The 24,078-nt window shown below is 58.5% G+C and carries 18 protein-coding genes and 2 pseudogenes; 16 read left to right on the plus strand and 4 right to left on the minus strand.

All coding sequences use genetic code 11. The features are described 5' to 3' along the window. Window positions 1-57: 57 nt before the first annotated feature. The gene (locus ACM6I0_RS11635) at window positions 58-1,098 is read right to left on the minus strand and encodes an Ldh family oxidoreductase (protein WP_414922299.1); all 1,041 of its coding nucleotides are present in this window, start codon (window positions 1,096-1,098) and stop codon (window positions 58-60) included. A gap of 227 nt (window positions 1,099-1,325) precedes the next feature. Between ACM6I0_RS11635 and ACM6I0_RS11640 the strand changes: the two genes are divergently transcribed. The 3 genes from ACM6I0_RS11640 to ACM6I0_RS11650 all read left to right on the plus strand — a co-directional run bounded on the left by ACM6I0_RS11640 (window position 1,326) and on the right by ACM6I0_RS11650 (window position 7,919). Next, window positions 1,326-6,182: a dermonecrotic toxin domain-containing protein gene (locus ACM6I0_RS11640; RefSeq protein WP_414922300.1), complete on the plus strand. Its 4,857-nt coding sequence runs from the start codon at window positions 1,326-1,328 to the stop codon at window positions 6,180-6,182. Between the two features lie 96 nt (window positions 6,183-6,278). Further along, entirely contained in the window at window positions 6,279-7,280 is a 1,002-nt protein-coding gene (locus ACM6I0_RS11645) for a FecR family protein (RefSeq protein ID WP_414922301.1), read from the plus strand. A 267-nt stretch (window positions 7,281-7,547) separates the two neighbouring features. After that, a complete protein-coding gene (locus tag ACM6I0_RS11650) occupies window positions 7,548-7,919 on the plus strand; it encodes a fe2+ zn2+ uptake regulation protein (RefSeq protein WP_285429849.1) in 372 nt (123 codons plus the stop codon). Between the two features lie 17 nt (window positions 7,920-7,936). On the opposite strand, the gene ACM6I0_RS11655 is transcribed toward ACM6I0_RS11650, so the two are convergent. Next, the gene (locus ACM6I0_RS11655; RefSeq protein ID WP_008024801.1) at window positions 7,937-8,125 is read right to left on the minus strand and encodes a hypothetical protein; all 189 of its coding nucleotides are present in this window, start codon (window positions 8,123-8,125) and stop codon (window positions 7,937-7,939) included. A gap of 157 nt (window positions 8,126-8,282) precedes the next feature. On the opposite strand from ACM6I0_RS11655, the gene ACM6I0_RS11660 reads away from it, so the two are divergent. The 6 genes from ACM6I0_RS11660 (at window position 8,283) to ACM6I0_RS11685 (ending at window position 15,761) form a co-directional block, all read left to right on the plus strand. Continuing rightward, entirely contained in the window at window positions 8,283-8,420 is a 138-nt protein-coding gene (locus ACM6I0_RS11660; RefSeq protein WP_165557409.1) for a hypothetical protein, read from the plus strand. 265 nt (window positions 8,421-8,685) lie between these two features. Beyond that, window positions 8,686-9,927 carry an MFS transporter gene (locus ACM6I0_RS11665; protein ID WP_414922302.1) on the plus strand — a complete coding sequence of 414 codons (1,242 nt, stop codon included), beginning with the start codon at window positions 8,686-8,688 and terminating at the stop codon, window positions 9,925-9,927. A gap of 21 nt (window positions 9,928-9,948) precedes the next feature. Next, window positions 9,949-11,079 carry an acyl-protein synthase gene (locus ACM6I0_RS11670; protein ID WP_414922303.1) on the plus strand — a complete coding sequence of 377 codons (1,131 nt, stop codon included), beginning with the start codon at window positions 9,949-9,951 and terminating at the stop codon, window positions 11,077-11,079. 1 nt (window position 11,080) lies between these two features. Further along, window positions 11,081-13,483 (plus strand): acyl-CoA reductase, encoded by a 2,403-nt coding sequence (locus ACM6I0_RS11675; protein WP_414922304.1) that lies wholly within the window; start codon window positions 11,081-11,083, stop codon window positions 13,481-13,483. Window positions 13,484-13,536: 53 nt separating this feature from the next. Continuing rightward, a complete protein-coding gene (locus tag ACM6I0_RS11680) occupies window positions 13,537-14,826 on the plus strand; it encodes an AMP-binding protein (RefSeq protein ID WP_414922546.1) in 1,290 nt (429 codons plus the stop codon). Beyond that, entirely contained in the window at window positions 14,826-15,761 is a 936-nt protein-coding gene (locus tag ACM6I0_RS11685; RefSeq protein WP_414922305.1) for a GNAT family N-acetyltransferase, read from the plus strand. The genes ACM6I0_RS11680 and ACM6I0_RS11685 overlap by 1 nt, the downstream gene beginning before the upstream one ends. Here the strand turns inward: ACM6I0_RS11685 and ACM6I0_RS11690 are convergent. Next, the gene (locus ACM6I0_RS11690) at window positions 15,750-16,676 is read right to left on the minus strand and encodes a LysR family transcriptional regulator (RefSeq protein WP_414922306.1); all 927 of its coding nucleotides are present in this window, start codon (window positions 16,674-16,676) and stop codon (window positions 15,750-15,752) included. The genes ACM6I0_RS11685 and ACM6I0_RS11690 overlap by 12 nt on opposite strands. A 118-nt stretch (window positions 16,677-16,794) precedes the next feature. Between ACM6I0_RS11690 and ACM6I0_RS11695 the strand changes: the two genes are divergently transcribed. Next, on the plus strand, window positions 16,795-17,790 hold the full coding sequence (locus ACM6I0_RS11695; protein WP_285429862.1) for an aldo/keto reductase: 996 nt from the start codon (window positions 16,795-16,797) through the stop codon (window positions 17,788-17,790). A 43-nt stretch (window positions 17,791-17,833) separates the two neighbouring features. Here the strand turns inward: ACM6I0_RS11695 and ACM6I0_RS11700 are convergent, their stop codons facing one another. Then, window positions 17,834-18,364: a hypothetical protein gene (locus ACM6I0_RS11700; protein WP_285429863.1), complete on the minus strand. Its 531-nt coding sequence runs from the start codon at window positions 18,362-18,364 to the stop codon at window positions 17,834-17,836. Between the two features lie 390 nt (window positions 18,365-18,754). Between ACM6I0_RS11700 and ACM6I0_RS11705 the strand changes: the two are divergent. From ACM6I0_RS11705 to ACM6I0_RS11730, 6 genes and pseudogenes are all read left to right on the plus strand, one after another. Next, window positions 18,755-19,882 (plus strand): annotated as a pseudogene (locus ACM6I0_RS11705) (cache and HAMP domain-containing protein); the annotation flags it as partial. Between the two features lie 336 nt (window positions 19,883-20,218). Continuing rightward, window positions 20,219-20,746: pseudogene (locus ACM6I0_RS11710) on the plus strand (methyl-accepting chemotaxis protein); the annotation flags it as partial. Between the two features lie 209 nt (window positions 20,747-20,955). Next, window positions 20,956-21,402: a DUF411 domain-containing protein gene (locus ACM6I0_RS11715; protein ID WP_414922307.1), complete on the plus strand. Its 447-nt coding sequence runs from the start codon at window positions 20,956-20,958 to the stop codon at window positions 21,400-21,402. Continuing rightward, complete coding sequence (locus ACM6I0_RS11720; protein ID WP_414922308.1) at window positions 21,402-21,836, plus strand: YqaA family protein; 435 nt, start codon at window positions 21,402-21,404, stop codon at window positions 21,834-21,836. Before ACM6I0_RS11715 ends, ACM6I0_RS11720 begins: the two co-directional genes overlap by 1 nt. 85 nt (window positions 21,837-21,921) lie before the next feature. Then, window positions 21,922-22,947, plus strand: coding sequence for an alpha/beta fold hydrolase (locus ACM6I0_RS11725; protein WP_414922309.1), 1,026 nt, complete (start codon window positions 21,922-21,924; stop codon window positions 22,945-22,947). A gap of 13 nt (window positions 22,948-22,960) precedes the next feature. Next, the gene (locus tag ACM6I0_RS11730; RefSeq protein ID WP_414922310.1) at window positions 22,961-23,914 is read left to right on the plus strand and encodes a D-2-hydroxyacid dehydrogenase family protein; all 954 of its coding nucleotides are present in this window, start codon (window positions 22,961-22,963) and stop codon (window positions 23,912-23,914) included. Window positions 23,915-24,078 lie beyond the last annotated feature (164 nt).

Below are 24,078 nucleotides of genomic sequence, written 5' to 3' on the forward strand. Positions count from 1 at the left end.
GCGTAAAAAAGGCGAGCCTGGTGCTCGCCTTTTGCATGCTTGCGTATTACGTCGGCGTCATTGCCCGGCCAACGCTCGCAAATCGGCCAGGGTTTGAGCGTCCAGCGCGATCCCCTCGACGGCCGACTTGGCCCGCTGATGATGACGCCGGTCACCTGGCAAACGCTTGAGACCCACTCCATGCATCTGCCGGACCAGTTCCTGACTGCGCTCGGCAAAGTTCTGCCCCGCCGCCTTGCTCGGGTCGATCACGATCAGCAACTGACCGGTCCACGGCGTTTTGGCTCCCGGATGATTCGACCAGTCGAACTCGAACGAAAAATTACCGCCGGTCAACGCCGCCGCCAACAACTCGACCATCATCGACAGTGCCGAACCTTTGTGGCCGCCGAACGGCAGCAACGCGCCGCCTTCCAGAATCGCTTTCGGGTCCTGAGTCGGCTGGCCAAGGCTGTCCACGCCCATACCGACCGGCAAGCGCTCACCTTTTCGCGCGGCGATCTGCACATCGCCATGGGCGATGGCGCTGGTGGCCAGGTCAAAGACAATCGGCTCACCGTCAGCCCGAGGCGCGGCGAAGGCGATCGGGTTGGTGCCGAACAGTGGACGATCGGCACCGTGCGGCACCACGCAGGTCATGCTGTTGACCACACTGAGCGCCACCAGTCCTTCATAGGCAAACGGCTCCACATCCGGCCACAGCGCCGCAAAGTGGTGGGAATTGCGGATCGCCAACACCGCGATGCCAGCGCTGCGGGCTTTTTCTACCAGCAGTGCACGGGCGGCGGCGAGCGCTGGCTGGGCAAAACCATTGCCGGCATCGACCCGGACAAAACCTGAGGCAACGTCCTCGACCACCGGCACTGCCTGGCCGTTGACCCAGCCGCTCTTGAGCGTCGAGACATAGCCGGGGATGCGAAATACGCCGTGGCTGTGCGCGCCGTCGCGTTCAGCGCCGGCGCAATTGAGCGCCAGGGTTTTGGCGACGTCGGCAGACGTACCGTGACGCAGAAAAACCTGCTCAAGCAATTGAACGAGCGCGTCGAAATCAAGCGATTGGGTGGTCGAACTGACGGCCACTTCGGGCGTTGCGGTCATCTGAAGCTCCAGTTTTATTATTAAGTACGGGCACCAGGGGAAACGAGGTTGCATGGCAACCCACAGCAGACGTCGATTAAGCGCTGTTCTACCGGCGTCCTGTCAAGTCTCGACTGCCAGTTCGGGGCAAGCAATATGTACCGCACTGAAGACCTTCCGGGGTCTTACAGTTTTTCCTCAACCGACAGCCTGCGATGGCAACTGATCGCAGCACATGAGGAAACACCGTGACTGAGCCCGACCTCCCCTACTTTTTCGACGAGGCAGAACGTGCAGCCAATGCCAGACAGCCTGGCGACCGCGAAAAAGCGCTGAACTTCACAATGGATGACCTGAAGTGGCTGAAGAACGTTTACCTGGCCACTCATACGGCCCGCATCGCGCCAACCAACCCCATGCATGTCGACCAATTGATGCTCAGTGCGACCGGCATGCAGGAGATGCCACTGGCCGGCGCATTTACCATGAGCAGACCCGACGACGCCGAGGTCATGCTTTTCACGCCGTGGAAAGGCTTGATCAAATTTGCCGACATGGCCGACCTTAAAAGCAAGCTTAAGGAGTGGCTGGCCCGGGCCACCGGCAAGCGGGAGCTTTTACGCTTTCTTGCCATCGAACAGCGCAGCGCTTTGCCCCCTGCCACCGCCCTCGAAATCTCCACCAAAACCATTGACGGTGCGGTATTCCAGGCCCAGCAACTGACCCTCGATGGCAATCAGGCACAGAACATCGAGACAATGATCGGCGAGCTGGCCAAGCTGCCCACCTTGCAATCGATGCTGGACGACACCCTCAAACATGCGCTGCACAAGACATTCCCCAAACTGGACCAGCGCCTCACCCGGATGAAAAGTTTTGTCAGTACGATTTCAGCTTTTGACGGGAGCGACCATCACCACACGATATCGGCGATGTCATTGAGTGAAGCCCTGTTGCACGTTTACCTCACCAATCAATGGCCGGCCGGCGTTTCCAGAGTCTTTGCCCACCCCGAGCACAGCGTCAGCAGCGATGCCGATAACCAGGCGTGGGAAAGCGCCTTGAAAGAAACGGCACAAAGCTTCACGCCGCACTTGCACAGCCTGCTCGATACCTTCTGGAATACGTCCGTGAACAACGGGCTGTCACGCTTGAAGTTCTTTGCCGAAAGCTTGCGCGATACTTTCCACACGAGGCTTTTGCATCATCGCCAGCAAGGCATCTTGACGACGCAGGAATACGTGCGGCTGATGAATGTCAGCCTCGCGCCGAATCCTGACGACCCGCTTCGTATTGAAAAAGTTCGGGTTACCGCGCCGTTCGAGCACTTCGCAGAGCTCGCCTCGACCTTGATGATCGGCAGCGCCAACACCCTGGGTTTTCTGTACACCCAATCCAGAGGCATTGAGGCGACAAGCAGTCTGCCCGCCCTCAAGAAAGTCGTGCTGCAAATGATGGCCAGTGAAGGGCATGAGGATGCGTTGCTCAATTTCATGTCCCTGGTGGAACGGGCTCGGTTCCTGGCGTTCAAGCACGATGAGCGAGTGATTGTCGGTCACCCGATCATCGGCAATGTGTTCGAACAATTGATGTCCGACATCCTGGACAAGCAGAAGGACAATCTGAGCCATGCACTGAGCCGCTACCGTGAAAGCGAAGGTACGCTGGACCCTCACGCCCTGCTCGACAAAGCGCTGGATGTCCGGGGGCTGATTGATGACCGACTGTTGTCTGCACAAGCAGCGGGACGCTGGAGCACTCGGGTGGATCAACGCTGGATTGCGCAACCGGCGACCGTGCGTGCCGAGTCGGCCAAAGAGGCGCTGGCCTCGCTCGATTCCGTCGCGCAGGCGCTCGATCAACTGCGTGACAAACACCCGGCCATTCCCGCTACGACCCGCTCCTCCACCGAAGCACTCAGGCTCGTTGACGCCTCCGTGGCAAGCTTGCAATCAAGCTTTACGCATACCCTGTCAACGGCGCTACGCAGTGAACTGAAGCTGCGCACCGTCTCGCGAACGCTGGGCACGACAGAACAGGCGATCATCAAGACTGTTCTCGATTCCCCTGTCCATCTGCAGCGAGCGGCATTGAATGGTTTTTTGCCGGACGTATTCTCCCTGGCATTGAAGATTGCCGGCATGGCCGACCCGGTGAAACTGGCCAGTTGTTTCGTGCTGACCGAACGAGGTGGCCTGGACCCCATGCATTCAGGGAAGGCAATCCTGTGGACACCTGCCTGCGGATTCGAGTCCTTCAAGACCTTGCCCCTGTTGCAGACCGAGCTAGAGGCGCGCCTCGCCGACTACGAGCATCGCTCGACGCTTCTGGAGAACCTGGGCCGCAGCGATCGCGTCCCCGACAAGACGCCCACGTTGGCGCCGCTGCACCGAATCCAAGGGCATTTTCTCGAGCACCTGCAAAAACCCCATATTCATCTGGACCTGGCGAGCCTTAACCACGCGCTGGCAACAACGCTGCCTACTGCGCCGCTCGCCAGTCTCTTGAATCTGGTGACGCTGCGTGAGCCCAAGACCGGACTGCACCGCGTGATGGACATTGCACAGTCTCTGACGACGCAACAAAAATTGCCGGCATGGCTGGCCAAAGCGCCCATCGAAGACCTGATGCTGCATGGCGAGCTGCTTCAGCAATACCTTGATAACGTCAACAACGATCAGGACTACCTCACGGGCATCCGCTCGCTGCAACGCACCACTCACCACGAGCTTGAGAAACGACTCAAGGCAGACGATTTCAACATTGATCCAGACAAGGTTCAGGTGCAGATCAGCGCGCGTGCGACGTCGGCGGCGAGTACCCAGACCCTGACCGATTTTGCATTGGTGCACATCAAGGATCTGGAGCACGCCCGTTTCAAACTGGCTTCCCTGGATACCACCTCGGTCCCCGAGGAGATGAATGAGCGCTACATCAAAGACCTGATCCGCGGCCTGAAACCGGGGGAGCATCAGCAGCAAGTACTGAACGACGCCCTCGCAGACACCCCACTGAACGCTGAGCGCAGGAAGCGCTTTTACACTCAATTACCCTGGCAACTGATGCACTACGCCCACGAGGAACGACTGCAGGAGCGACTGAGCCAAACAGGGTTCGAACTGATCCGGCAAGTCATGAACATGCCCGATGCCATCGCCCGCGCCGCGGTCAACGGTGCTGAGGCGATCATCCGCCCGCTCGAGTTGTTCGGTATCAAGCAGGCACAGACCCTCAAAGTGCCCGGCGTTTATCTGATCGGCTCGACCACCAACAGCGCAGCGCCGCTGGTGCTTATTGCCCCGCACAGTCCTCGGCACAGCGTGAAGGAATACAAAAATGAAGCACAGCTGCTGGCGGAGCTGAAAAGCCGAGGCCCGTTGCTCGACTGGGTGCTCATGAACCTGCCACAGCCCGAGCGGATGCACCTGGAATACCGAATGATGCTCAACCCTCAGCGTGTTGCCAGGGCCGCGTCAACGAATTCGGACACTCGCCCCGCCGAGGTCAAACTGGTGTCCAGCCCCCTGACGGGCCACCTGTTCAAACACCTCTTCAATGACAACGCCGCGCTGTTGTCCCGATTGCTCGGCTGCCAGTCCGACGATAAAAAACACAGCGAGTGGACAATCATCAAACAGGTGTTGGGCGAAGATCTGCACGAGGCCTTTTCGTTTTGCATGGGCAAGCTGGCGTACCCCCTGACCGTGTGGCGCAGTTACCGCGATATCAAGCAATCTGCCGAGGACCTTCAAACCCACAAATGGGCCGCAGCCATCAGAGAATTTATCAGCGGCATCTCACAACTGGCCGCGTTGCGCCAATCGCTGGGTGAGCAAACGTCTCTGTCTTTGACGCCGGCCGTGCCGACTGCGCAAACCTCCGCCAGCCGCTTTGACTTGCATCACGTCGACATCACCGCGCCAGAACGCACGCAATTGAGCCGTCACGAATGCACTGATCTGGACCTGGGGTCCATGACACACGATACGGCGCAGGGGCTTTACACCCACCCGGTCAGTAAAAAGCACTACGCACCGGTCGAGGGCAAGGTCTATGCGGTGGCCAAACGTGGCATTCAGTGGCGCATCGTGGCCCCCGGCATACCGGGACCGAAGCTTGCACAGAACGTTGCCAGGCAATGGGTGCTGGCCGAGGAAAAACCGGCCCCTCGCTTCAGCTTGCTCAAACGCGTGCGTACCGCGCTATCGGTTTGGGAGGGCATGAACGTCGATGCTCGCGGGATGAGAGAGATCCGTCGGTTCTTTCCGCACAAAGCCCGTCAAATTGACGAATCGCTGGACCTGGCAACGACCTACGCCTGGAACAGTTTTCGCAACCTGCAACTGCTCAAGACTTCTAAAGGCACAGTCACCCCGGTGCATCAGATCATCATGGATTTCATGGGCGTGACACACGTGGAGTCCATCCATGTGGAGAAGATTGAAAAAGTCGTCGAGGAAATTTTTGCAGCGCTGCTGGACCCTACGCTCAGAAAGCCGGACTCCGACCGGCTAGTGATAGGTGGCTCGATACAGGACACCGAAAACGTTTTCGGTTTCACCGTGCCGACGGACATCAAACGCAAAATTTATCTGGCCGAACGGTTCTTTACGCCCAGGTTCAATCATTACCGCCAGCATCTTTCTGATCCGCACTTCCCGATCAGCGCCCATGCCCGAGCGACCACCCTTATTCATGAAATTTCGCACATTGCCTGTGACACCATTGACATTACCTACCTTGATCCCGGCAGGCCGTTCGTCGAGCTGATCGGTACAGCGACCCCGATTGCCACGGAACTCAAGAACGCCTTGTCCACCACTCAGGAAACAGCACTGTCGATCAAGACACCCCTGACTCAACTGTTCATGAACTTCGACCCTGATACCGGCGAGTGGGAGGACCTGGGCAGCACTTTTTTTGAAGATACCCGCAAGATAAAACAGCGCGTTCTGGCGTTGACCGGGGCCGAAAACCTGAGCGGTGCCCGTCACATTTTCAGGCGAGATCCACTGATCAGGCTGAACGTGCAACTGGCAAACGCCGACAGCGTTGCCTGGCTGATCAGTCATCTGGGGCGGCAACTGCACGTCGATACCCCTTGACCAGAAAAATAGTGCTCAGTTGATGGGTAATTGCCATGACGGTTGTTCTCGCAGACTTTCTCTCAAGGTTAGAATGCGGGACTTCAGGATGAGTCAATGACCGACAATTCTCTCTCGCAAGCCGAATATGACGCGATCGCCGACTCCGCCGCGCACTGGTGCATGCGTCTGCACGCCATCGACTGCACCGCTCAAGAGCGGATCGCCTTCGAACACTGGCGTGATGCTCATCCGCTGCATGCGTTCGAGTACGAGGCCATGCTGGAGATCTGGGAAGTCGCGGGGGATTTGCCTCGTCACGACGCCGTCGAGCCTATTGCCAACAGCCGTCCGGTCATGCCTTGGCGCACGCTCGGCATCGCTGCCGCCGTTTGCGCCATCGCGGCGCCGCTGGCGCTGTACGGTGGATGGAACATGGGCTGGCTACCCAATTCGTATCAGCATTTTGAAGCGCGCGACACTGTCCGTCAGGTCACCCTCAGCGATGGCAGCCAGGTGGAATTGAACCTTGGCAGCGAACTCACGTTCAGCAATTACAAGGATCAACGACGGGTCACGCTGGAAAAAGGTGAAGCCTTCTTCAGCGTCAGCCATGACGCCGGCCATCCGTTTATCCTCAGGGCTGCAGACGGAAGGATTCGGGCCTCTGGAACCCGGTTCAATGTCTGGATGTATGAGGACCAGGTGCGCGTCAATCTGATCGAAGGGTCGGTGCTGCTCAGCAGCAACGATGACCTTACAGGGTCTGGCATGCGCCTGGGGCCAGCGATGCAGGCACGTTATAAACGTGGTGACTTCGCGCCCCAAATCAGCCAGACCTACGCCAATGACAATTCACTTGCCTGGCGCAGCGGCAAATTGGTACTCGATAATCTGGAATTGAACGACGCGCTGCCGTTGATCAATCGTTACCTGAGCAAACCGGTGATGTTGGCCGATCAGAACACGGGCTCGATTCGCCTGGGCGGCATCTACAACATCAAGGAGCTCAACGCTCTGGTGGCGTCCCTGCCCAAAATGTTGCCGGTCTACCTGACCCGCAATAAAAAGGGCAATCCCGTCCTCAATTCAATCCCGCAGCAAATCCCGAAAAGCTGAAGGCCGCCACCCTGCAGGGTGCGGCCTTCATTGTTTATTGCGCTGCGACCTTCCCTGCCTTTCATCCTGCTCGCAGATCGTCAGGAACGAAACGAAAGACAAAAATTTAGCCGCCCAAAGACACTCTTCGCGGGTTTCTTACATGCCGCTCACGCGCAGGCGACAAATTTTCTACATTCAGGCCTTCATGATTTGTCGTACTCGTTCGTATTAATGACTGAGAGCCCCCATCACATTTCCTGGCCGGTTCCGAAAAGGAGTTTTTGCATGTACAACTCGCAACTGCCAACGGACGGTAACCTTGCGCCAACAGACGCTTGCGCGGGCTCCGGCATGTTCAGTCAACGGGGCGAACGCAATGGCAATGAGCGGATCAGATTGCTGCTCAAGAGCTTTGGCCTGCGAACCAGCCTGATTCGCCTGAAAGTCATCGACGCCTTGCTGACCGCCGCCGAAAGCGAGCGCAGCCTGGGAGTACGAGGCGTGCACGGATATTTGCTGGACCTGGATATTCCCCTGTCCTTTCTCAGCGTGCGCGAAGTGTTGAAACGCTTGTGCAGCGAAGGCGTGATCATTCTCAATCCGGACAAGAGCTACAGCCTGCATCCGCACGCTGCAGCCATGCTTCGCGGCGAATAATCAGCCCAAGGCGTCGCTCAAGGCTTGACCTTGCGGCGCATCACGCCATTGATGACCACCACGATCACCGCCACACCGATGGCGATGTACTGAAACAGCTTCTCGCTGATGACGCCTGCGTTTTGCAGATACGAAAGGCCGAACATGATCCCCAGCACCACCAGGGAGATCAGAATCGAATATTTCAAACGTTGCGACTGAGTCATTGCGAGTTCCTGAATCTGAAAAATGTATCCGGTTTGTATCCGAAAGCATACCAAGCCCCTACCTTTTCGCGGGGATGGAACGCTACAAGCGGGGTCTCATGTTACAGCCGATGAAGAGTTTTGGCTTCATGACGGCGATAACCATGAGGATTTAAAAATGTTTCGTCGAATCACACTGCTGATTCCCCTTCTCGCTCTCCTGACCCTTAGCGGCTGCATCGTTTTCCCCCACGGCGGCTGGCACGGCGATCACCATTACGACCGGGGCGGCCCCGGTTATTACCAACACCGGTAACGTTGGGCCGGGAAGGATCATTCATTAACAGTTATTCGTTTATTTCCAATTCCTCACCTCACTAAAAAAATGCCCGCCTGTTGCGGGCATTTTTCCTACACGCAAATACACTTTATTCCCGCCACTTGTTGTTCCTCGAAACATAACGAACATTATTGAAGCATTAAGTCTCAATAGTTGATTGGAACTGTCCATCTGTGACGTTTAATCTGCGCGCCTCGTTTCAAACTCGTTATTAAACCGTGAGCAACAAAGCCGGAATGTCATGCACAAACCTTTAATACACATCAGTTCTTTACACCTGCTCGGTTTTTGCCTTGCAATAACACTGTTCGAACTGCTGACCTATATGGCCAGCGACCTGATTATGCCCGCGATGTTAACCGTCACCCAAGATCTTGATGCCAGTGCAAGTCATGTTCCCCATGCCTTCAATCTTTATCTGGCAGGCGGCATTCTTCTGCAATGGCTTATCGGTCCGCTGTCGGATCATTTCGGACGACGCAAACTCTTGCTGATCGGTTGTGCGGTCTTCGCCATCGCCAGTGCAGCAGCCTTCAACGTGCAACATATCTATGCCTTCAATGGCCTGCGACTGATTCAGGGTCTCGGTTTGGGATTTGTCATCGCCGTCAGCTATCCCGCCTTGCAGGAAGTGTTCAGCGAAGTCGATGCGGTAAAAATCATGGCGTTGCTGGGAAACATTGCGCTCCTTTCTCCGCTGCTGGGACCGCTACTTGGCAGTCTGCTGCTGGAGTGGTTCTCCTGGAGAGAACTGTTTTTACTGCTGGGTATCGGCGCAGTGGTGGTCTGGCTCGGGCTGTATGTGTTCATGCCGGAAACCGTGGGGACCGTGCGCCAGGACGGTCAGCGGCTGGCGGCCGTGCCATTTCAATGGGGTGGCACGATGCGGCGCTATGCGGCGTTGCTCACCAACCCGCGCTTCCTGAGCGCCACTGTCGCACTGGGTGTCATGAGCCTGCCATTGATTGCCTGGATCGGCCTGGCGCCGCTCTTGCTGATCCACAATCAGGGCCTTACACCCTTGCAGTATGGACTTTGGCAAATCCCGGTATTTGCAGCCGTCATCCTCGGTAATTTGATTCTCAACCGATTGATTGCCCACACGGAACTGCCACAACTGATCCGCTACGCGCTCTGGCCGTTTTGCGCCGGACTCATCGCCTTGATCGTCATCAGTTTCAGCACGGCCTCTACACCCTTGCTGATCATCTGCCTGAGTCTCTACGCCATCGGCCTTGGCATGAGCAATGCCGCGCTGTATCGCCTTGCGCTGTTTACAAGCGAGGACAGCAAGGGGCTGGTTTCGGCCATGATCGGCATGCTGTCGATCGCCGTCATGGGTGGCGGCGGATCGCTGATCGCAGCCGCCGGCGCCGGTGACAATCACGAGTCCTTCGCGCTCATGGCCGGCATCGCAGGGCTTATGTGCCTGCTGCCCTTGCGACTGTTTCTGCGCAGCCCTCACTCCGTGCCTGCTGTCTGACACAACACCATAGGTTTCTCAATGATCCATTTACCCCATACCGATGCGCTTTGCGCGTTAGCGCAACCCTATTGCCTGGAGGCCGTGCCCGAAGGCTTGTTCGATCAGGCCATGGGGGAAATCAGCCTCTATCATTGCCAGCACACGCCCGGCTATGAACGCTGGTTGAACGCCAATGGCCTCGGAACGCAAGACCTGGAGACGCTGGACGACTGGTCGAGATTGCCACCGATCTTCGCCAATTTCTTCAAGCGTCACTTGTTGTTCGGGCCCACGGGCGAAGGCGCGCTGGAACTGACGTCATCGGGCACCAGTGGCCAGAAGAGTCGAATGCGTTACGACTCGCGCAGCATGGCCGCGGCGCAAGGGATGGTGAGTCATATTTTTCGCCATTACGGTTGGGACACCCCTGACAGCCCCTGCAATTACTTGCTCCTGAGTTACGAGCCCAAGGCTGCGATCACCCTGGGCACAGCCTACACCGATCAGTTTTTGTGTCGTTATGCGCCGGTCAACCGCGTCGCCTACGGATTGCGCCTGACCGGCACGGGTCATGAGTTCGACGTGTTCGGAGTGGTTCGCGCATTGCAAGAATTTGCCGAAGAAGGTTTGCCGGTGCGCATTCTCGGCTTCCCGGCATTTCTTTCCCATGCGTTGCAGCACATGGAAGACACCGATGTCGCGGATCTGCAGTTGCCGGATCAATCCCTGGTGTTTCTCGGCGGCGGCTGGAAAACCCAGGCGGCGCAGGAGATTCCCCTGGCGCAATTGTATGGACGGATCAATCGCCAGTTGGGCATTGACCTGTCTCGCTGTCGCGACGGCTATGGCGCCGTCGAGCATGCAGTGCCCTATATCCAATGTGCCCACCAGCATTTCCATGTCCCGGTGTACTCGAAGGTCTTCGTGCGCAATCCATCCGACTTCACAGTTCAACCCTATGGCCGGCCCGGTTTGCTTGAGTTCGTGTCGCCCTACATTTCGTCCAGCCCGGCACATGCCGTGGTGATGGGCGACCTGGCGACGCTGCACCCCGGCACTGCCTGCGGGTGTGGCCTTGCAACCGATTGGTTCGAACTGCATGGACGTGCCGGCACCACCGCCAGCCGAAGCTGTGCGATGGCGGCATCTGAATTGTTGGGAGGGGCGTGACATGTATTTGATCAATGGCCAATTACGCGATGACGTGACCCTTGAGGCCGCGCTGGAAAAGCTTCAAGAACAGTTGCCGCATCTACTGAACGCACCCGTCGACAGCGAAATCGTCATCGAGGCCGCCGCTCGTTTCAGCCTGCAACTGCACGCTCGCCGACTCGACCTTCCCCTGGACGACGACCAACGCCAAGGGCTCATCGACTTCTGTTCACGCAGCACTCTGCACACAAAAATCGAGCGCGAACTGGGCGTACAACCGCGTTCGCTGCGCCGCATCGACTACCAGCAAGCCTGCTTTGAAAGTTGGCACCCTCTGGGACTGGTGGTGCATGTCACGCCCGGCAATGCGCCGATGCTAGCGTTTTGTGCCGTGCTCGAAAGCCTGCTGGCCGGCAACATCAATTGGCTTCGTCCCAGTTCCAGCGATGAAGGCCTGACCGCACGCTTGTTGGCAGCGCTTGTGCAGTGCGACGCCAGCGGCAAGCTCGCCGACTTCATCGCGGTGCTGCCGGTCAGCACAGATCAGATTCCTCGACTCTGCGTTCAAGCCGATGGCGTGGCCGCGTGGGGCGGGGTCAATGCCCTTAAAGCGATCCGCCAGCACCTGCCGGCAGGATGTCGCTGGATCGATTGGGGGCACAAGATCAGTTTTGCCTACCTGACGCCAGAAGCCGCCGACCCGTCGGCGCTCGATGCGCTGGTGGATCAAGTGTGCAGCCTGGACCAGCAAGCGTGTTCCAGCCCGCAATGGTTACTGGTGGACAGCAACGATCCAGCTGTCCTGCGGCACCTGGGCGAACGCCTGGCCGAGTCGTTCACACGTCGAGCCTCACAGTGGCCGGCACTGGCGCCTACCGATCAAGAGGCTTCGGAGATCACCACCCGCGTCGCCATGGCACGACTCGATCATTGTTTTGCGAATCAGGCGGGTCAGGTCTGGGCCGGTCCCGGGTGGCGGATTATCTGGGATCACCATCAAACGCTCGCGCCGTCGCCATTGTTTCGTACATTGCTGCTCAAACCCGTGCCGCAGGAGCTGCTCGCCGAGACGCTTTTGCCATGGCGCACGGTCCTGCAAAGCTGTGCATTGATCTGCTCGGCGGCTCAAACGCCTGGGCTGGCGCGCACGCTGGTCAACGCCGGCGTCACACGAATTGCACCGTGCGAGCTGATTCACGACGGTTATCCCGGAGAACCCCATGACGGTGTCTATGCCCTGTCGCGCTTGAGTCGCCGTCTCTCGGTGAGCCTGCCGGCGCAAGCGGTGCGAGGTCGGGGGACGCTCGACGCGCCGCCTGCAGTCCCTGCTGCGGGTCATGACCCGATCATGGACAAAAACGCGTTCATGACCCAGCCGATGAGCGCGACCGCACAGTTATATTTCCGCTCTGGGGGCAGCAGCGGCACACCGGCACTGTCCGGGTTCAGCTATCGCGACTTTGAGCGGCAGATGCGCGCCGCGGCAGACGGCATGTTCGCCGCTGGCCTTGATCCCTCGACGGATCGGGTGATGAACCTGTTTTATGGAGGTGGCCTGTATGGCGGCTTCTCGAGCTTCACCAAAGTGCTGGAACAGATGGGCGTAACGCACCTGCCCATGGGGGCGCCACACAACGATGATTTCAGCGAAATTGCCCGGACGATCGTGGACCATCGCGTGTCCGTGCTGATCGGCATGCCAAGTACGCTGCACCGCCTGTTTTTCAACGAGCAAACCCTTCTTCGCCAGTACGCCGGTATCACCAAAGTGTTCCTTGGCGGCGAACATCCAGGCGAAGCAACGATACGCCTGATGGAAAGCTGCGGCGTCTCGCTGGTCCGCTCCGCGATCTATGGCTCGGTCGACGCCGGCCCGCTGGGGCATGCCTGCTCGGCAACGGCGGACGGCGTGTTTCATTTGATGTGCGATACGCAGCATCTGGAAATCGTCCATCTCGAAGAGGATCTGCCGGTTGAGGCCACCGGAATCGGCCGTTTGTTGTTCACATCAAGAGCACGTCAGGGCCAGGCAGTGCGCCGATACGAGGTGGGCGACACCGGTCGCTGGATACCCGGCGCCTGCCCTTGCGGGCTCGATTCACCGCGATTCGAATTGCTGCAACGCCACGGCAAGCTGCTGCGAGTTGGCACCGAGTTCGTTTCACCGTCGGCGCTTCAGGACGCCGTCGGCGGGCCTGTTCAAATCGTACTGGATCATGCCCCCGATGGCAGGGAGCGGATGCTGGTGTTAACGAACTCGACGACCAGCAGCGCACTGGATCAACTTTTGACCCACGCCCCCGTTGCCAATGCCGTGAACGCAAAGCTGTTAACCGTGGAAGTTAAACAGTGCGCCGAATCCGGATTTGCACGAAATAATCACAGCGGCAAAACGCCTCTGGTCATTGATAAAAGAATATAAAAATAATATTGCCAACACATATAACCGTGAACGCCTGGCAGGAAAATAACCTTGTGAAATCAACTTACTCGCTTGAACAACTCGTGCCTTACCTACGCAAATATTCAAACTTTTATCGGGAACACCTGCAACACGTACCACCTGAAACCGTGACATTAAAAGATCTTCCGCTGACTTCTGTGGCCAACTATTGGGCTGACAGTAGCGATCTGGATCGCTGGCCAGTGCTGGCGGCTGAAGTCAGCGACGGTGTCGTATTTAAAACGGGCGGATCGACCAGCGATGGCAAGTTGTCGGTGTATACCGTTAGTGAATGGCAAACACTGGTCAGTACTTTCGGTGACAGTGTTTCCTGTCAACTGAAAAACGGCGACAGAATCGCCAACCTGTTCTTTTGCGGTGATCTGTATGCCAGTTTTGTGTTCATCCATGACGCACTGGCGCACGTCAAACGCTCGATCTGCGAGTTTCCCTTTACCGGTCAGGTCGGCATGGACGTTCTGGCCGATGCGATTGACCGACACCGAATCAACGTGCTCGTCGGAGTACCCGCGCAGCTGCTGCAACTCGCCGCCTACCTGAAGGAGCAAAAGCGAGTTCTGCCTGGGGTCGACACCTTGCTGTACGGCGGCGAAAGCCTGTTTGCATCGCAGTTGGACCTGCTGCGCGAGGTTCTGCCCAACGTGCGCATTGCTTCCATCGGCTATGCCAGCGTCGATGCGGGTCTCATCGGTGCGACCAGCCGTGATTGCGCGCTCGGCGAACACCGGATGTTTGAACCACAGACAGTACTTGAGATCGTCGATGAGCTGACCGGCGAAGTCATCGAGGAATGTGACCGAACCGGGATGCTGGTGGTGACCAACCTCACCCGTCGGCTCATGCCGCTGCTGCGTTATCCGGTGGGAGATCTTGCTTGCTGGCGAGAGCCCAGCGCCACGCCCATGCGAAAATTTGCCCTCAAGGGACGTAGCGCCCACAGCCAACGGGTTCGGGTGGGGATGTTTTCGTTGCTGATCGACGAAGTGCTGCACATGGTCCGCACTGTAGCCGGCAGCGACCAATGGCAATTACGGATCGAGCAGCTGGGGTTCAAGGACATCGTGAGCGTGAAGTGGGTGCCTTGCGATCAGGACGTGAACACCGTTGCAGTATCCAGCGCGTTACACGAAGCGCTCGTGGCCCACTACCCCGCCATCGAGCACCTGACGCACGAGGGCCTGCTGGAGTTGCGAGTCCTGTCTTGCGCCGTTACGGAGTTGAAGCTTCACCCTCGCTCCGGCAAACAGATGCGTGTGCTGGATTTACGCACCTATGACACCCCATCTCCGGAGTCCGCGTGATGACCGGGCTGATTTTTCGTCGCTTTCATGCCTCGGACGCTCGGGCCGTGAGCCAGTTGTTTCGTGAGGTCTACGGCGATCTCTATGTCCAGCCGGATGTTTACCTGCCGAACATGATCAGCCAGCACAATGCCGATGGTCGCTGGATATCCATGCTGGCGGTAGACGATCATCACCTGCTAGGGCACGCGGCGCTGTGTCATGACCTGCCTTCTGGCACCACGGAACTGGCCCTCAGCGTGGTGCATCCCGCCGCGCAGGGGCAAAGCATCGCGACCCGCCTGTCGCGAGAACTGCTGGAGCAGGCAGGTACGCTGGGGTCAACGAGTGTCGTGATCAAGCAAGTCACTCACCATCCTTACACCCAGCGCATGGCGGCCACCATCGGTTTCCAGAGCACCGGAGTGCTACCCGATTACGTCCCCTCGCCCTTCGCCGAGCCGCTCGCGGAAACGATCGTGATGGGCTGTTACCTGGCCGAAGGGCACACTCGACCGCTTCCAGACATTGCATGGCCAGAGAGCTGCCGAGGTTTCATGGAGCATTTGTGTTCGGTGTTCGGAACGCAGGCCGATGTGCCATCGCTGTCTTCGCTACCGTTGCAGATCACGCAGCATCATCACCGCTTCGAAATCGTCATCCAGCGTTTGAATAAACGTTTGCTGGAGCAAATCCGGCAGTTGCCCGGCCATTGGCTGATCTCGGCAAGGGTCGAGTTGTCGGCGCACTTTGCCGAAGCCTTGCACAGTTTGACGATGCTCGGATTCGCCTTCACCGGGCTGACGCCCACGCCCGGGAGCCATGGATGGTTTGCCCTGTTTCATCGCGGCGCGCAGCCTCGATCCCTGAGCCTGCATTGCCCTCACATGCAACAGTTGCACAACGACTTGCAACGCAACGCTCAACCTCTGCGCAGCGCTCGTTCAGCGGCCTGAGGCTTTTCGATGAAAGTCATTACCCGGCTGTGCGCAAAGCTCTATCAACCAGTCGACAAACACCCTCACCCGCCGTGACAACTGGCGGTGTGGTGGATACAACGCCGTCAACGGCATTCCCGGTGGCGGCACCGCTTCAAGCACTTCGCACAATCGCCCTTCCTTCAACTGACGCGCGACGTGGTAGTAAGGTGCCTGCACCAGGCCATATCCCGCTTCACACGCCGCCAGGTAGCCATCGGAGCTGTTCACCGACACGTGTCGGGGCAGGTCAATTACCTGGACCTGATCATCGACCATGAACTCCAGCCCGAATCGCTTGCCAGTCGTACTGGAGAAGTACTCGACCATTTGATGCCCCTCAAGCTCCGCCAAAGTGCGTGGCGCGCCGTGGCGTTGCACGTAGTCGGGGCTGGCGCAGGTGACCTGATCCAGCATCACCAGCGGCCGGGCCACCAGTGAATCGTCCAGCGCCGAACCGCCGCGAAGCACGCAATCGACGCCCTCGCGAATCAGGTCGACGGGCCGATCATTCAAGCCGATGTCCAACTCGATCAACGGATAGCGGCGGGTAAATTGCGGCAAGGCCGGAATCACCAACAGTCGCCCGATCCCGGACGGCATGTCGATGCGCAGCAACCCTTTGGGATTGTGACGGGCCGCGCTGAACACCGCTTCGGTCTCTTCCAGATCCGCCAGCAAGCGAACGCACCGGGGGTAATAAGCCGCGCCGTCGAGGGTCAGGCTGATGTGCCGCGTGGTGCGTTGCAGCAGTTGCACGCCAAGATGAGCTTCAAGCTGTTTGATCAGGACAGTGACGGAGGCACGAGGTATTTGCAGGCTGTCCGCCGCCTTGGCGAAACCACCCAACTCGACGATTCGGGTAAAGACGCGCATGGCGTTAAAACGATCCATTGCTCTGGCGATCCTGCTGTTTATTTAGAAATTACGAATAGTGATAGCAGTTTTAGCCGGTTTATCTTGGTTCTGTCGAGGTCAACACTAGGGGTCTTCACCACAGGGAGTTGATTTCATGCAAACACGTCAATTAGGCAAAAACGGTCCGCAAGTCTCCGCTATCGGGTTGGGCTGCATGGGCATGACCGATTTCTACACCACCGGCGTCGACACCCGCGAAGCCATCGCCACCTTGCACCGTGCGCTGGAGCTGGGCATCAACCTGCTCGACACCGCCGACATGTATGGCCCGCACACCAACGAAACGTTGATTGGCAAAGCCATTGTCGGCAAACGCGACCAGGTATTTCTGGCCAGCAAGTTCGGGATCGTCCGCGATCCGTCGAACCCCGATGCACGCGGCGTCAATGGCCGGCCGGAATACATTCGCGCAGCAATCGACGGCACTTTGAAGCGTCTGGGTGTTGAAACCCTGGATTTGTATTACCAACACCGGATCGATCCACAGGTGGCCATCGAGGAAACCGTCGGGGCGATGGCCGAACTGGTGAAGGCTGGCAAGGTGCGTTATCTGGGGCTGAGCGAAGCGTCGGCGACCACGCTGGAGCGCGCCCACAAGGTGCATCCGATCAGCGCACTGCAAAGTGAATATTCGCTGTGGAGCCGCGACCAGGAAGAAAACGGTTGCCTGGCCGCGTGTCAGCGCCTGGGCATTGCTTTTGTCCCTTACAGCCCGTTGGGGCGTGGCTTTTTGACCGGGGCACTGAAAAGTCCGGACGACTTTGCCGCTGACGATTACCGTCGCTTCAGCCCACGCTTTCAAGGGGAAAATTTCGCCAAAAATCTGCTGCTGGTGCGGCAGGTGCAAGCCCTTGCCGCAGACAAAGGCGTGACCGCCGGGCAGCTGGCGTTGGCATGGGTGTTGGCGCAGGGTGACTACCTGATCCCGATTCCAGGGACCAAGCAGCGTAAATACCTTGAAGAAAACGTCGCCGCACTGGACGTCAAGTTAAGCCCTGACGAGTTGCACGCGCTGGAAGCGATATTTCCCGCACATGCCACCGCAGGCTTGCGTTATCCCGAGGAAGTCATGAAGTTGCTCGACCGCTAACTGCGATCTGGCCCACCCGTAACCCGAGTGGGCCAGTGCAGCGTCAGGCCTTGCCTTTGACGCCTTTGTCAGTCGGCACTGTCGTACCGTTGCCCTTGCCGTAAGTTTGCAGGTTTTGCAGGACGTAGATGGCCTTCTTGTATTCCGGGATCAACCCGGCAGCGTACTTGTCGCCCTTGAGACTGTTGCTCTGGATGGTGTCGAGTTGCGTGGCGAAATACGCCAGGGCATTAAACTTGGCATCCGGGTCACTCTGCACGCCGAAGCGGTCGAACTTGTCACCGGCATTCATCAGCGTCATCGCTGTAATGTCAGAAATCAGCCCTCTATCTCTCAGGAAGGCACTGAGATTGCCCAATTGTCTGGACGATACATTTTCCGGGTCGAAACCTTTTACGTTTCGGTGGATTTTCAGCTCATCCATTTTCGCCGTATTCAGCACGTTTGGATTATTGCCCACCAGCGCCAGCATTTCCCTGACTCGGGCGCTTTGCGTGACAACTTTGCCGCCGCCCGTGTTCTGAACCAGCAATCCTGCCTTGGCCGTCCAGCCCCCGGTTAAGCCGATAGTCATGAACGAACTCCCGACTGCGTGACCATAAAAACTCCTTGTTTAACCACCTTTTAGTGCAGGCGAGTATCAGGCTGGCAACTAGCCACACCTACAAGTATTTGTGTTTTTTACAATTCTCGTACAATTCAGATACAAAGCCGAAACGGCCCTGTTTCATTGGTCTATGCCAACTTAAGGAAATTGGCATAGCCAACTAATTCCGCAGTTTGTACGTCTTGGTTAGTTTATTTGTATCAAGATCGATACCCGCCAGACACGCACCGTCCGTCACCTCCCCTCCTTCTTGCACGTTCGTACCTAAAGCTCACCATCAGCAGGCCGATAGCCCCTACGAAGCGCCTATTTTCAAAGCGAAAACCACAATAAGAACGCTGCACAAGGACCGGTCCCATGCCCGCATTCCGCACCATCCAGGCTCGCTACACCCTGTTTCTGGTCCTGTTCATCCTTCTGCTGTCCGTGCTGACAGTCGTCGGCATCAGCCAGTTGGTCGCCCCGAAACTTCGCCACACTGAAGAACAGGTGGCCCTCAACCGCATTGCCGAAGTCGCCGAGCAAATCCAGGGCGAATTGAACAAGGTGCAGGCGCAACAGCGCAGCATCACCCAGACCATTCCCCTGCTCGACAGTGCGGCGATCGATACGGTGTTGCCGGGCCTGGTTGATCAGTACGGTGAGTTGAAAGTCTTTGGCGGCGGGATCTGGCCATTGCCTGGCCAGCGTGAGGCCGGGCGCAACAAATTCAGCACCTTCTGGCACCGCGATGCTTCGGGCAAGTTGGCTGTCAACACCTTCTGGAACAGCGACGCCGCCCCCAACTATTACGACCAGAGCTGGTACAAGGGCGGCATGCAAACGCCGCGCGGCCAATGTGCCTGGGCTGCCGCCTATAAAGATGACGCCAGCGCCGAGCCGCGCACCAACTGCGCCATGGCCATTCAGAAAAATGGCGCCGCGTACGGTGTGTCGACCATCGACGTGACCCTGGGCTTCTTCAATGACCTGATCGCACGCAAGGAAAAAGACCTCGGCGCAGAAATGCTGATCGTCGAAGCCGATGGCAAGATCATCAGCAACAGCTCGCGGATCAGCGGGCCGATTGTGCTGAAGAACATCAGTGAGCTGGCCGGCAACTCGCCCTTCGCCAGCCAAGTGAAGGCAGGCCTGCAAAACCGTGATCAAGCGCAGCGGGTCGAATTCGACAACAACGGCGAGGCCAGCACCTTTTTCATGCGGCCGATCGAAGGCACGCCGTGGTTCCTCGCTACCGCCCTGCCAACCAAACTGATTACCGCCCAGCGCGATGACGTGCTCAGCACCTTGAGCCTGCTGCAAATTCCGATGGTGATTCTGCTGGTGCTGCTGCAGATCTATGCGATTCGCCAACTGATCCAGCGCATGAAAACCCTCAAGGCCAACATCGACGCGCTGTCCGCTGGCGACGCCGACCTGACCAAACGCATCACCATCCGTGCCGAAGATGAACTGGGCGCCATTGGCCATTCGGTCAACGCGTTCATCATCTACTTGCAGAACATGATCGGCGAAGTCACCCAGGCCACCGGCGCCATGGCGTCCAGTCTGGACAACCTGCAGCGCACCTCCGCCCACACCAGTCAGATTCTGGTGCGTCATGCCTCGGAGACCGACCAGACCGTCACCGCGATCACCGAGATGAGCTCGACCGCCGAAAGCGTCGCGCAGAACGCGGCTGAAACCGCCGCGTTCACCCAGCGCGCCAATGAAAACGCCGACCGTTCGCGGGTGGTGGTCGGTGAGGCGTCCAACAGCGTCATCGCGTTGATTGACGAAGTCGCCAGCGCCACGCACAAAGTCGAAAGCATGCAACAGGACGCGCAACGCATCACCGAGATTCTCGGGGTGATTGGCGCCATTGCCGGCCAGACCAACTTGCTGGCACTCAACGCGGCTATCGAAGCGGCCCGGGCCGGTGAGCAAGGCCGCGGCTTCGCGGTGGTGGCCGATGAAGTACGCGCCCTCGCCGCCCGTACTCAGGCCAGCACCTCGGAAATCAATGAAATGCTCAAGCGCCTGACTCAAGGCGTGAGTTCCTCGGTCAGCGCCATGGAGAACACCCAGGCCAGTTGTCAGTCCGCCGCCGATGCGACGGCGCGGGTCAACTCGGGCCTGGATGAAATGGCCGGTTCGGTCAGCCACATCAACAGCCTGAGCACCCAGATCGCCACGGCCGCCGAGCAGCAAAGCGCGGTCACTGAGGAGATCAATCGCAGCATGGTGCAGATCCGTCACATGGTCGATGAACTGGTCAAAAGCGGCCAGGCCAGCGAGCTCAATACGCATCAGCTGCTGGAAGCCAATGCGCGCGTCAGCTCGATCATGGGCCGGTTCAAGGTTCGCTGATGATTCGAACCTGTGGGAGCGGGCTTGCTCGCGAAAGCGGTGTGTCATTTGACATTAATGTTGCCTGACACACCGCATTCGCGAGCAAGCTCGCTCCCACAGGGGGTACTGCAGTGTTTCCGAATTACTTCGAAACAATCTCGCTCCGTTTTAATGGCTAAAGTGTTCAAAATGCCTCTTTTTGACCGCCATCGGAGACGAGATCCCCCATGCGAAACCACCTGCGTCTGGTCGCCCTGAGCGCCCTGTTCATCTCCTCCCTGGCCCAGGCCGCCGAGCTGATCCCTATCGAAGTCCACCGCGATGCCAATTGCGGTTGCTGCAAAAAATGGATCAGCCACCTCGAAGCCAATGGCTTCAAGGTCGAAGATCACGTCGAATCAGACATGAGCCAATTCAAGCAACAACACGGCGTGCCACCGCGCCTGGGGTCCTGTCACACCGCTCTGATCAATGGCAAGTTCGTCGAAGGCCATGTGCCGGCTGATCAGGTGCTGGCCTTGAGCAAACGCGATGATTTGCTGGGTGTTGCCGCGCCTGGCATGCCAATGGGTTCGCCCGGGATGGAAATGGATGGCATGAGCGATGCCTATCAAGTCATCGGCCTGAAAAAGGATGGCACCGATGTCGTGGTGGCGGACTACCCCGCCCATTGATGTCCGGCGCTTACATCGGGCTGTTCTTCGCGGCATTCGGCGCCGCCACGTTGTTGCCATTGCAGTCCGAAGCGCTGCTCGTCGGGCTGCTGCTCAATGGTCAATACTGGCTGTGGTCGTTGCTGGCCGTCGCGACGCTGGGCAACGTTCTCGGCTCGGTGGTCAATTGGTGGCTGGGACGCGGCATTGAGCGGTTTCGCCACCGGCGCTGGTTTCCGGTCAGCCCGCGCCATCTTGAAAAAGCCCGACAGCATTATCAACGCTACGGCCATTGGTCATTGTTGCTGAGCTGGGTGCCGATCATCGGCGATCCCCTGACGCTGGTGGCCGGCGTGATGCGCGAACCCTTCGGCCGATTCCTGTTGATCGTCACCCTCGCCAAGGGCGCGCGTTACGGTGTGCTCGCGCTGGCCATACTGGGCTGGATCGGTTGAACGATCACGAGCGCGGAATGCCAGTGCTTAATGTCGCCCTAATCATGCCGATCCAGCATCGGCGGGTTTTCTACGGAGTTCATCCATGTCACTTGCCCTCTCCCGCTGGCTGCCCGGCCTGTTCCTGATGGCGGCCTTGCCTGTCCTGGCCCACGCCGAAGGCCCGGAATACGGGCCACAACTGCAAGGGTTCGCCTACCCCTACACGGTCAAACATTTCGACTTCAAGTCCCAGGGTCAATCCCTGCAAATGGGTTACATGGACGTCGCCGCCCACGGCAAGCCCAACGGACGCAGCGTGGTGTTGATGCACGGCAAAAACTTCTGCGGCGCCACTTGGGACAGTTCAATAAAAGCATTGAGCGAAGCCGGTTACCGGGTGATTGCGCCGGACCAGATCGGCTTCTGTACGTCCAGCAAGCCGGATCATTACCAGTACACGTTTCAGCAACTGGCGACCAATACCCAGCAACTGCTCAAGGCCCTGGGCATCCAGAAGGCCAGCGTGCTGGGGCATTCCACCGGCGGCATGCTCGCCACACGGTATGCGCTGCAATACCCCGATCAAGTCGAGCAACTGGCGCTGGTCAATCCCATTGGCCTGGAAGACTGGAAAGCCCTTGGCGTGCCGTATCGCAGCGTCGATCAATGGTATGAACGCGAGCTCAAACTCAGCGCCGACGGCATCCGCGCCTATGAACGCAACACCTATTACGGCGGTCGCTGGAAGCCCGAATTCGATCGCTGGGTCGACATGCTCGCCGGCCTGAACAAGGGCCCGGGGCACACGCAAGTGGCGTGGAACTCGGCGCTGATCTACGACATGATCTTCACTCAGCCGGTGTATTACGAGTTCAAGGACTTGAAGATGCCCACGCTGTTGCTGATCGGCACGTCCGACACCACGGCCATCGGCAGCGATATCGCGTCACCGGAGGTCAAGGCGAAGCTCGGTCACTACGACATTCTTGGCAAGCAAGTGGCGAAGCTGATTCCACAGTCGACACTGGTCGAATTCCCTGGCCTGGGCCACGCGCCGCAAATGGAAGAGCCGGCGAAGTTCCACCAGGCGCTGCTCGACTGGCTGAACAAAACCAATCCCGTTCGTTGAGGAGGCAAGGCTGATGGCAGTGCAGATAGCGGTGATCGATGATTGGCAGGACGTGGCCCGTGACGTGGTCGACTGGTCCGCGCTGGACAGCATCGGCGAGGTCAGCTTTGTTCACGACTACCCGGCCGACAACGAAACCCTGGCAAAGCGCCTGGGCGCATTCGAGGTGATCTGCGTGATGCGCGAGCGCACCCGATTCGATGCTGACCTGCTGCGCCAACTGCCCAAGCTCAAACTGCTGGTCACTGGCGGCATGCGCAATGCCGCGCTGGACCTCAAAGCCGCTGCCGAACTCGGCATTCAAATCTGCGGCACCGACAGCTACAAACACGCGGCGCCGGAACTGACCTGGGCGTTGATCATGGCCGCGACCCGCAATCTGGTGGTTGAAGCCAATGCCTTGCGCGCCGGCAAATGGCAGCAAGGCCTGGGCGGCGACCTGCACGGCAAGACCCTGGCCATCCTTGGCCTTGGCAGCATCGGTAAACGCGTCGCCCAGTTCGGCCAGGTGTTCGGCATGCGGGTGATTGCCTGGAGCGAAAACCTCACGCCCGAACGCGCCGCAGAAGCGGGCGTGACCTATGTCAGCAAGCAGGAATTGTTCGAGCAAGCCGATGTGCTGTCGGTGCATCTGGTGCTCAGCGAGCGCAGCCGGGGACTGGTCGATGCCCAGGCGCTGGGCTGGATGAAACCTTCGGCGCTGCTGGTCAACACCGCCCGCGGGCCGATTGTCGATGAGGCCGCGCTGATCAAGGCGCTGCAGAAAAACCGGCTCGCCGGAGCTGCGCTGGACGTGTTCGATGTGGAACCGTTGCCCGTGAATCATCCGTTCCGCACGCTGGAAAATGTCCTGGCGACGCCGCATGTCGGCTATGTCAGCCAGCAGAACTATCATCAGTTCTTTTCGCAGATGATCGAGGACATTCAGGCCTGGTCGGCGGGAGAACCGATTCGATTACTGATCTGATACCGAGTCATCGTTCTTCGCGGGCAAGCCCGCTCCCACACGAATCGCGTTCCTACTGTAAGAATGCGGTCACCTGTGGGAGCGGGCTTGCCCGCGATGGGCCTTGAAACCTATACCAATCCCCCGTTCCGACCGCACCTAAATGGTGCGCCGCCCCGCCAAAC

Source organism: Pseudomonas sp. IT-P294, from assembly GCF_949767865.1.
Classification (GTDB): Bacteria; Pseudomonadota; Gammaproteobacteria; order Pseudomonadales; family Pseudomonadaceae; genus Aquipseudomonas.

Bases quoted from the DNA above. Each gene is read 5' to 3' on its own strand.
- ACM6I0_RS11675 (WP_414922304.1), top strand. From the start codon at position 11,081: ATGTATTTGATCAATGGCCAATTACGCGATGACGTGACCCTTGAGGCC.
- ACM6I0_RS11645 (WP_414922301.1), top strand. From the start codon at position 6,279: ATGACCGACAATTCTCTCTCGCAAGCCGAATATGACGCGATCGCCGAC.
- ACM6I0_RS11720 (WP_414922308.1), top strand. From the start codon at position 21,402: ATGTCCGGCGCTTACATCGGGCTGTTCTTCGCGGCATTCGGCGCCGCC.
- ACM6I0_RS11730 (WP_414922310.1), top strand. From the start codon at position 22,961: ATGGCAGTGCAGATAGCGGTGATCGATGATTGGCAGGACGTGGCCCGT.
- ACM6I0_RS11650 (WP_285429849.1), top strand. From the start codon at position 7,548: ATGTACAACTCGCAACTGCCAACGGACGGTAACCTTGCGCCAACAGAC.
- ACM6I0_RS11690 (WP_414922306.1), bottom strand. From the start codon at position 16,676: ATGGATCGTTTTAACGCCATGCGCGTCTTTACCCGAATCGTCGAGTTG.
- ACM6I0_RS11670 (WP_414922303.1), top strand. From the start codon at position 9,949: ATGATCCATTTACCCCATACCGATGCGCTTTGCGCGTTAGCGCAACCC.
- ACM6I0_RS11660 (WP_165557409.1), top strand. From the start codon at position 8,283: ATGTTTCGTCGAATCACACTGCTGATTCCCCTTCTCGCTCTCCTGACC.
- ACM6I0_RS11655 (WP_008024801.1), bottom strand. From the start codon at position 8,125: ATGACTCAGTCGCAACGTTTGAAATATTCGATTCTGATCTCCCTGGTG.
- ACM6I0_RS11665 (WP_414922302.1), top strand. From the start codon at position 8,686: ATGCACAAACCTTTAATACACATCAGTTCTTTACACCTGCTCGGTTTT.
- ACM6I0_RS11685 (WP_414922305.1), top strand. From the start codon at position 14,826: ATGACCGGGCTGATTTTTCGTCGCTTTCATGCCTCGGACGCTCGGGCC.
- ACM6I0_RS11635 (WP_414922299.1), bottom strand. From the start codon at position 1,098: ATGACCGCAACGCCCGAAGTGGCCGTCAGTTCGACCACCCAATCGCTT.
- ACM6I0_RS11725 (WP_414922309.1), top strand. From the start codon at position 21,922: ATGTCACTTGCCCTCTCCCGCTGGCTGCCCGGCCTGTTCCTGATGGCG.
- ACM6I0_RS11695 (WP_285429862.1), top strand. From the start codon at position 16,795: ATGCAAACACGTCAATTAGGCAAAAACGGTCCGCAAGTCTCCGCTATC.
- ACM6I0_RS11715 (WP_414922307.1), top strand. From the start codon at position 20,956: ATGCGAAACCACCTGCGTCTGGTCGCCCTGAGCGCCCTGTTCATCTCC.
- ACM6I0_RS11700 (WP_285429863.1), bottom strand. From the start codon at position 18,364: ATGACTATCGGCTTAACCGGGGGCTGGACGGCCAAGGCAGGATTGCTG.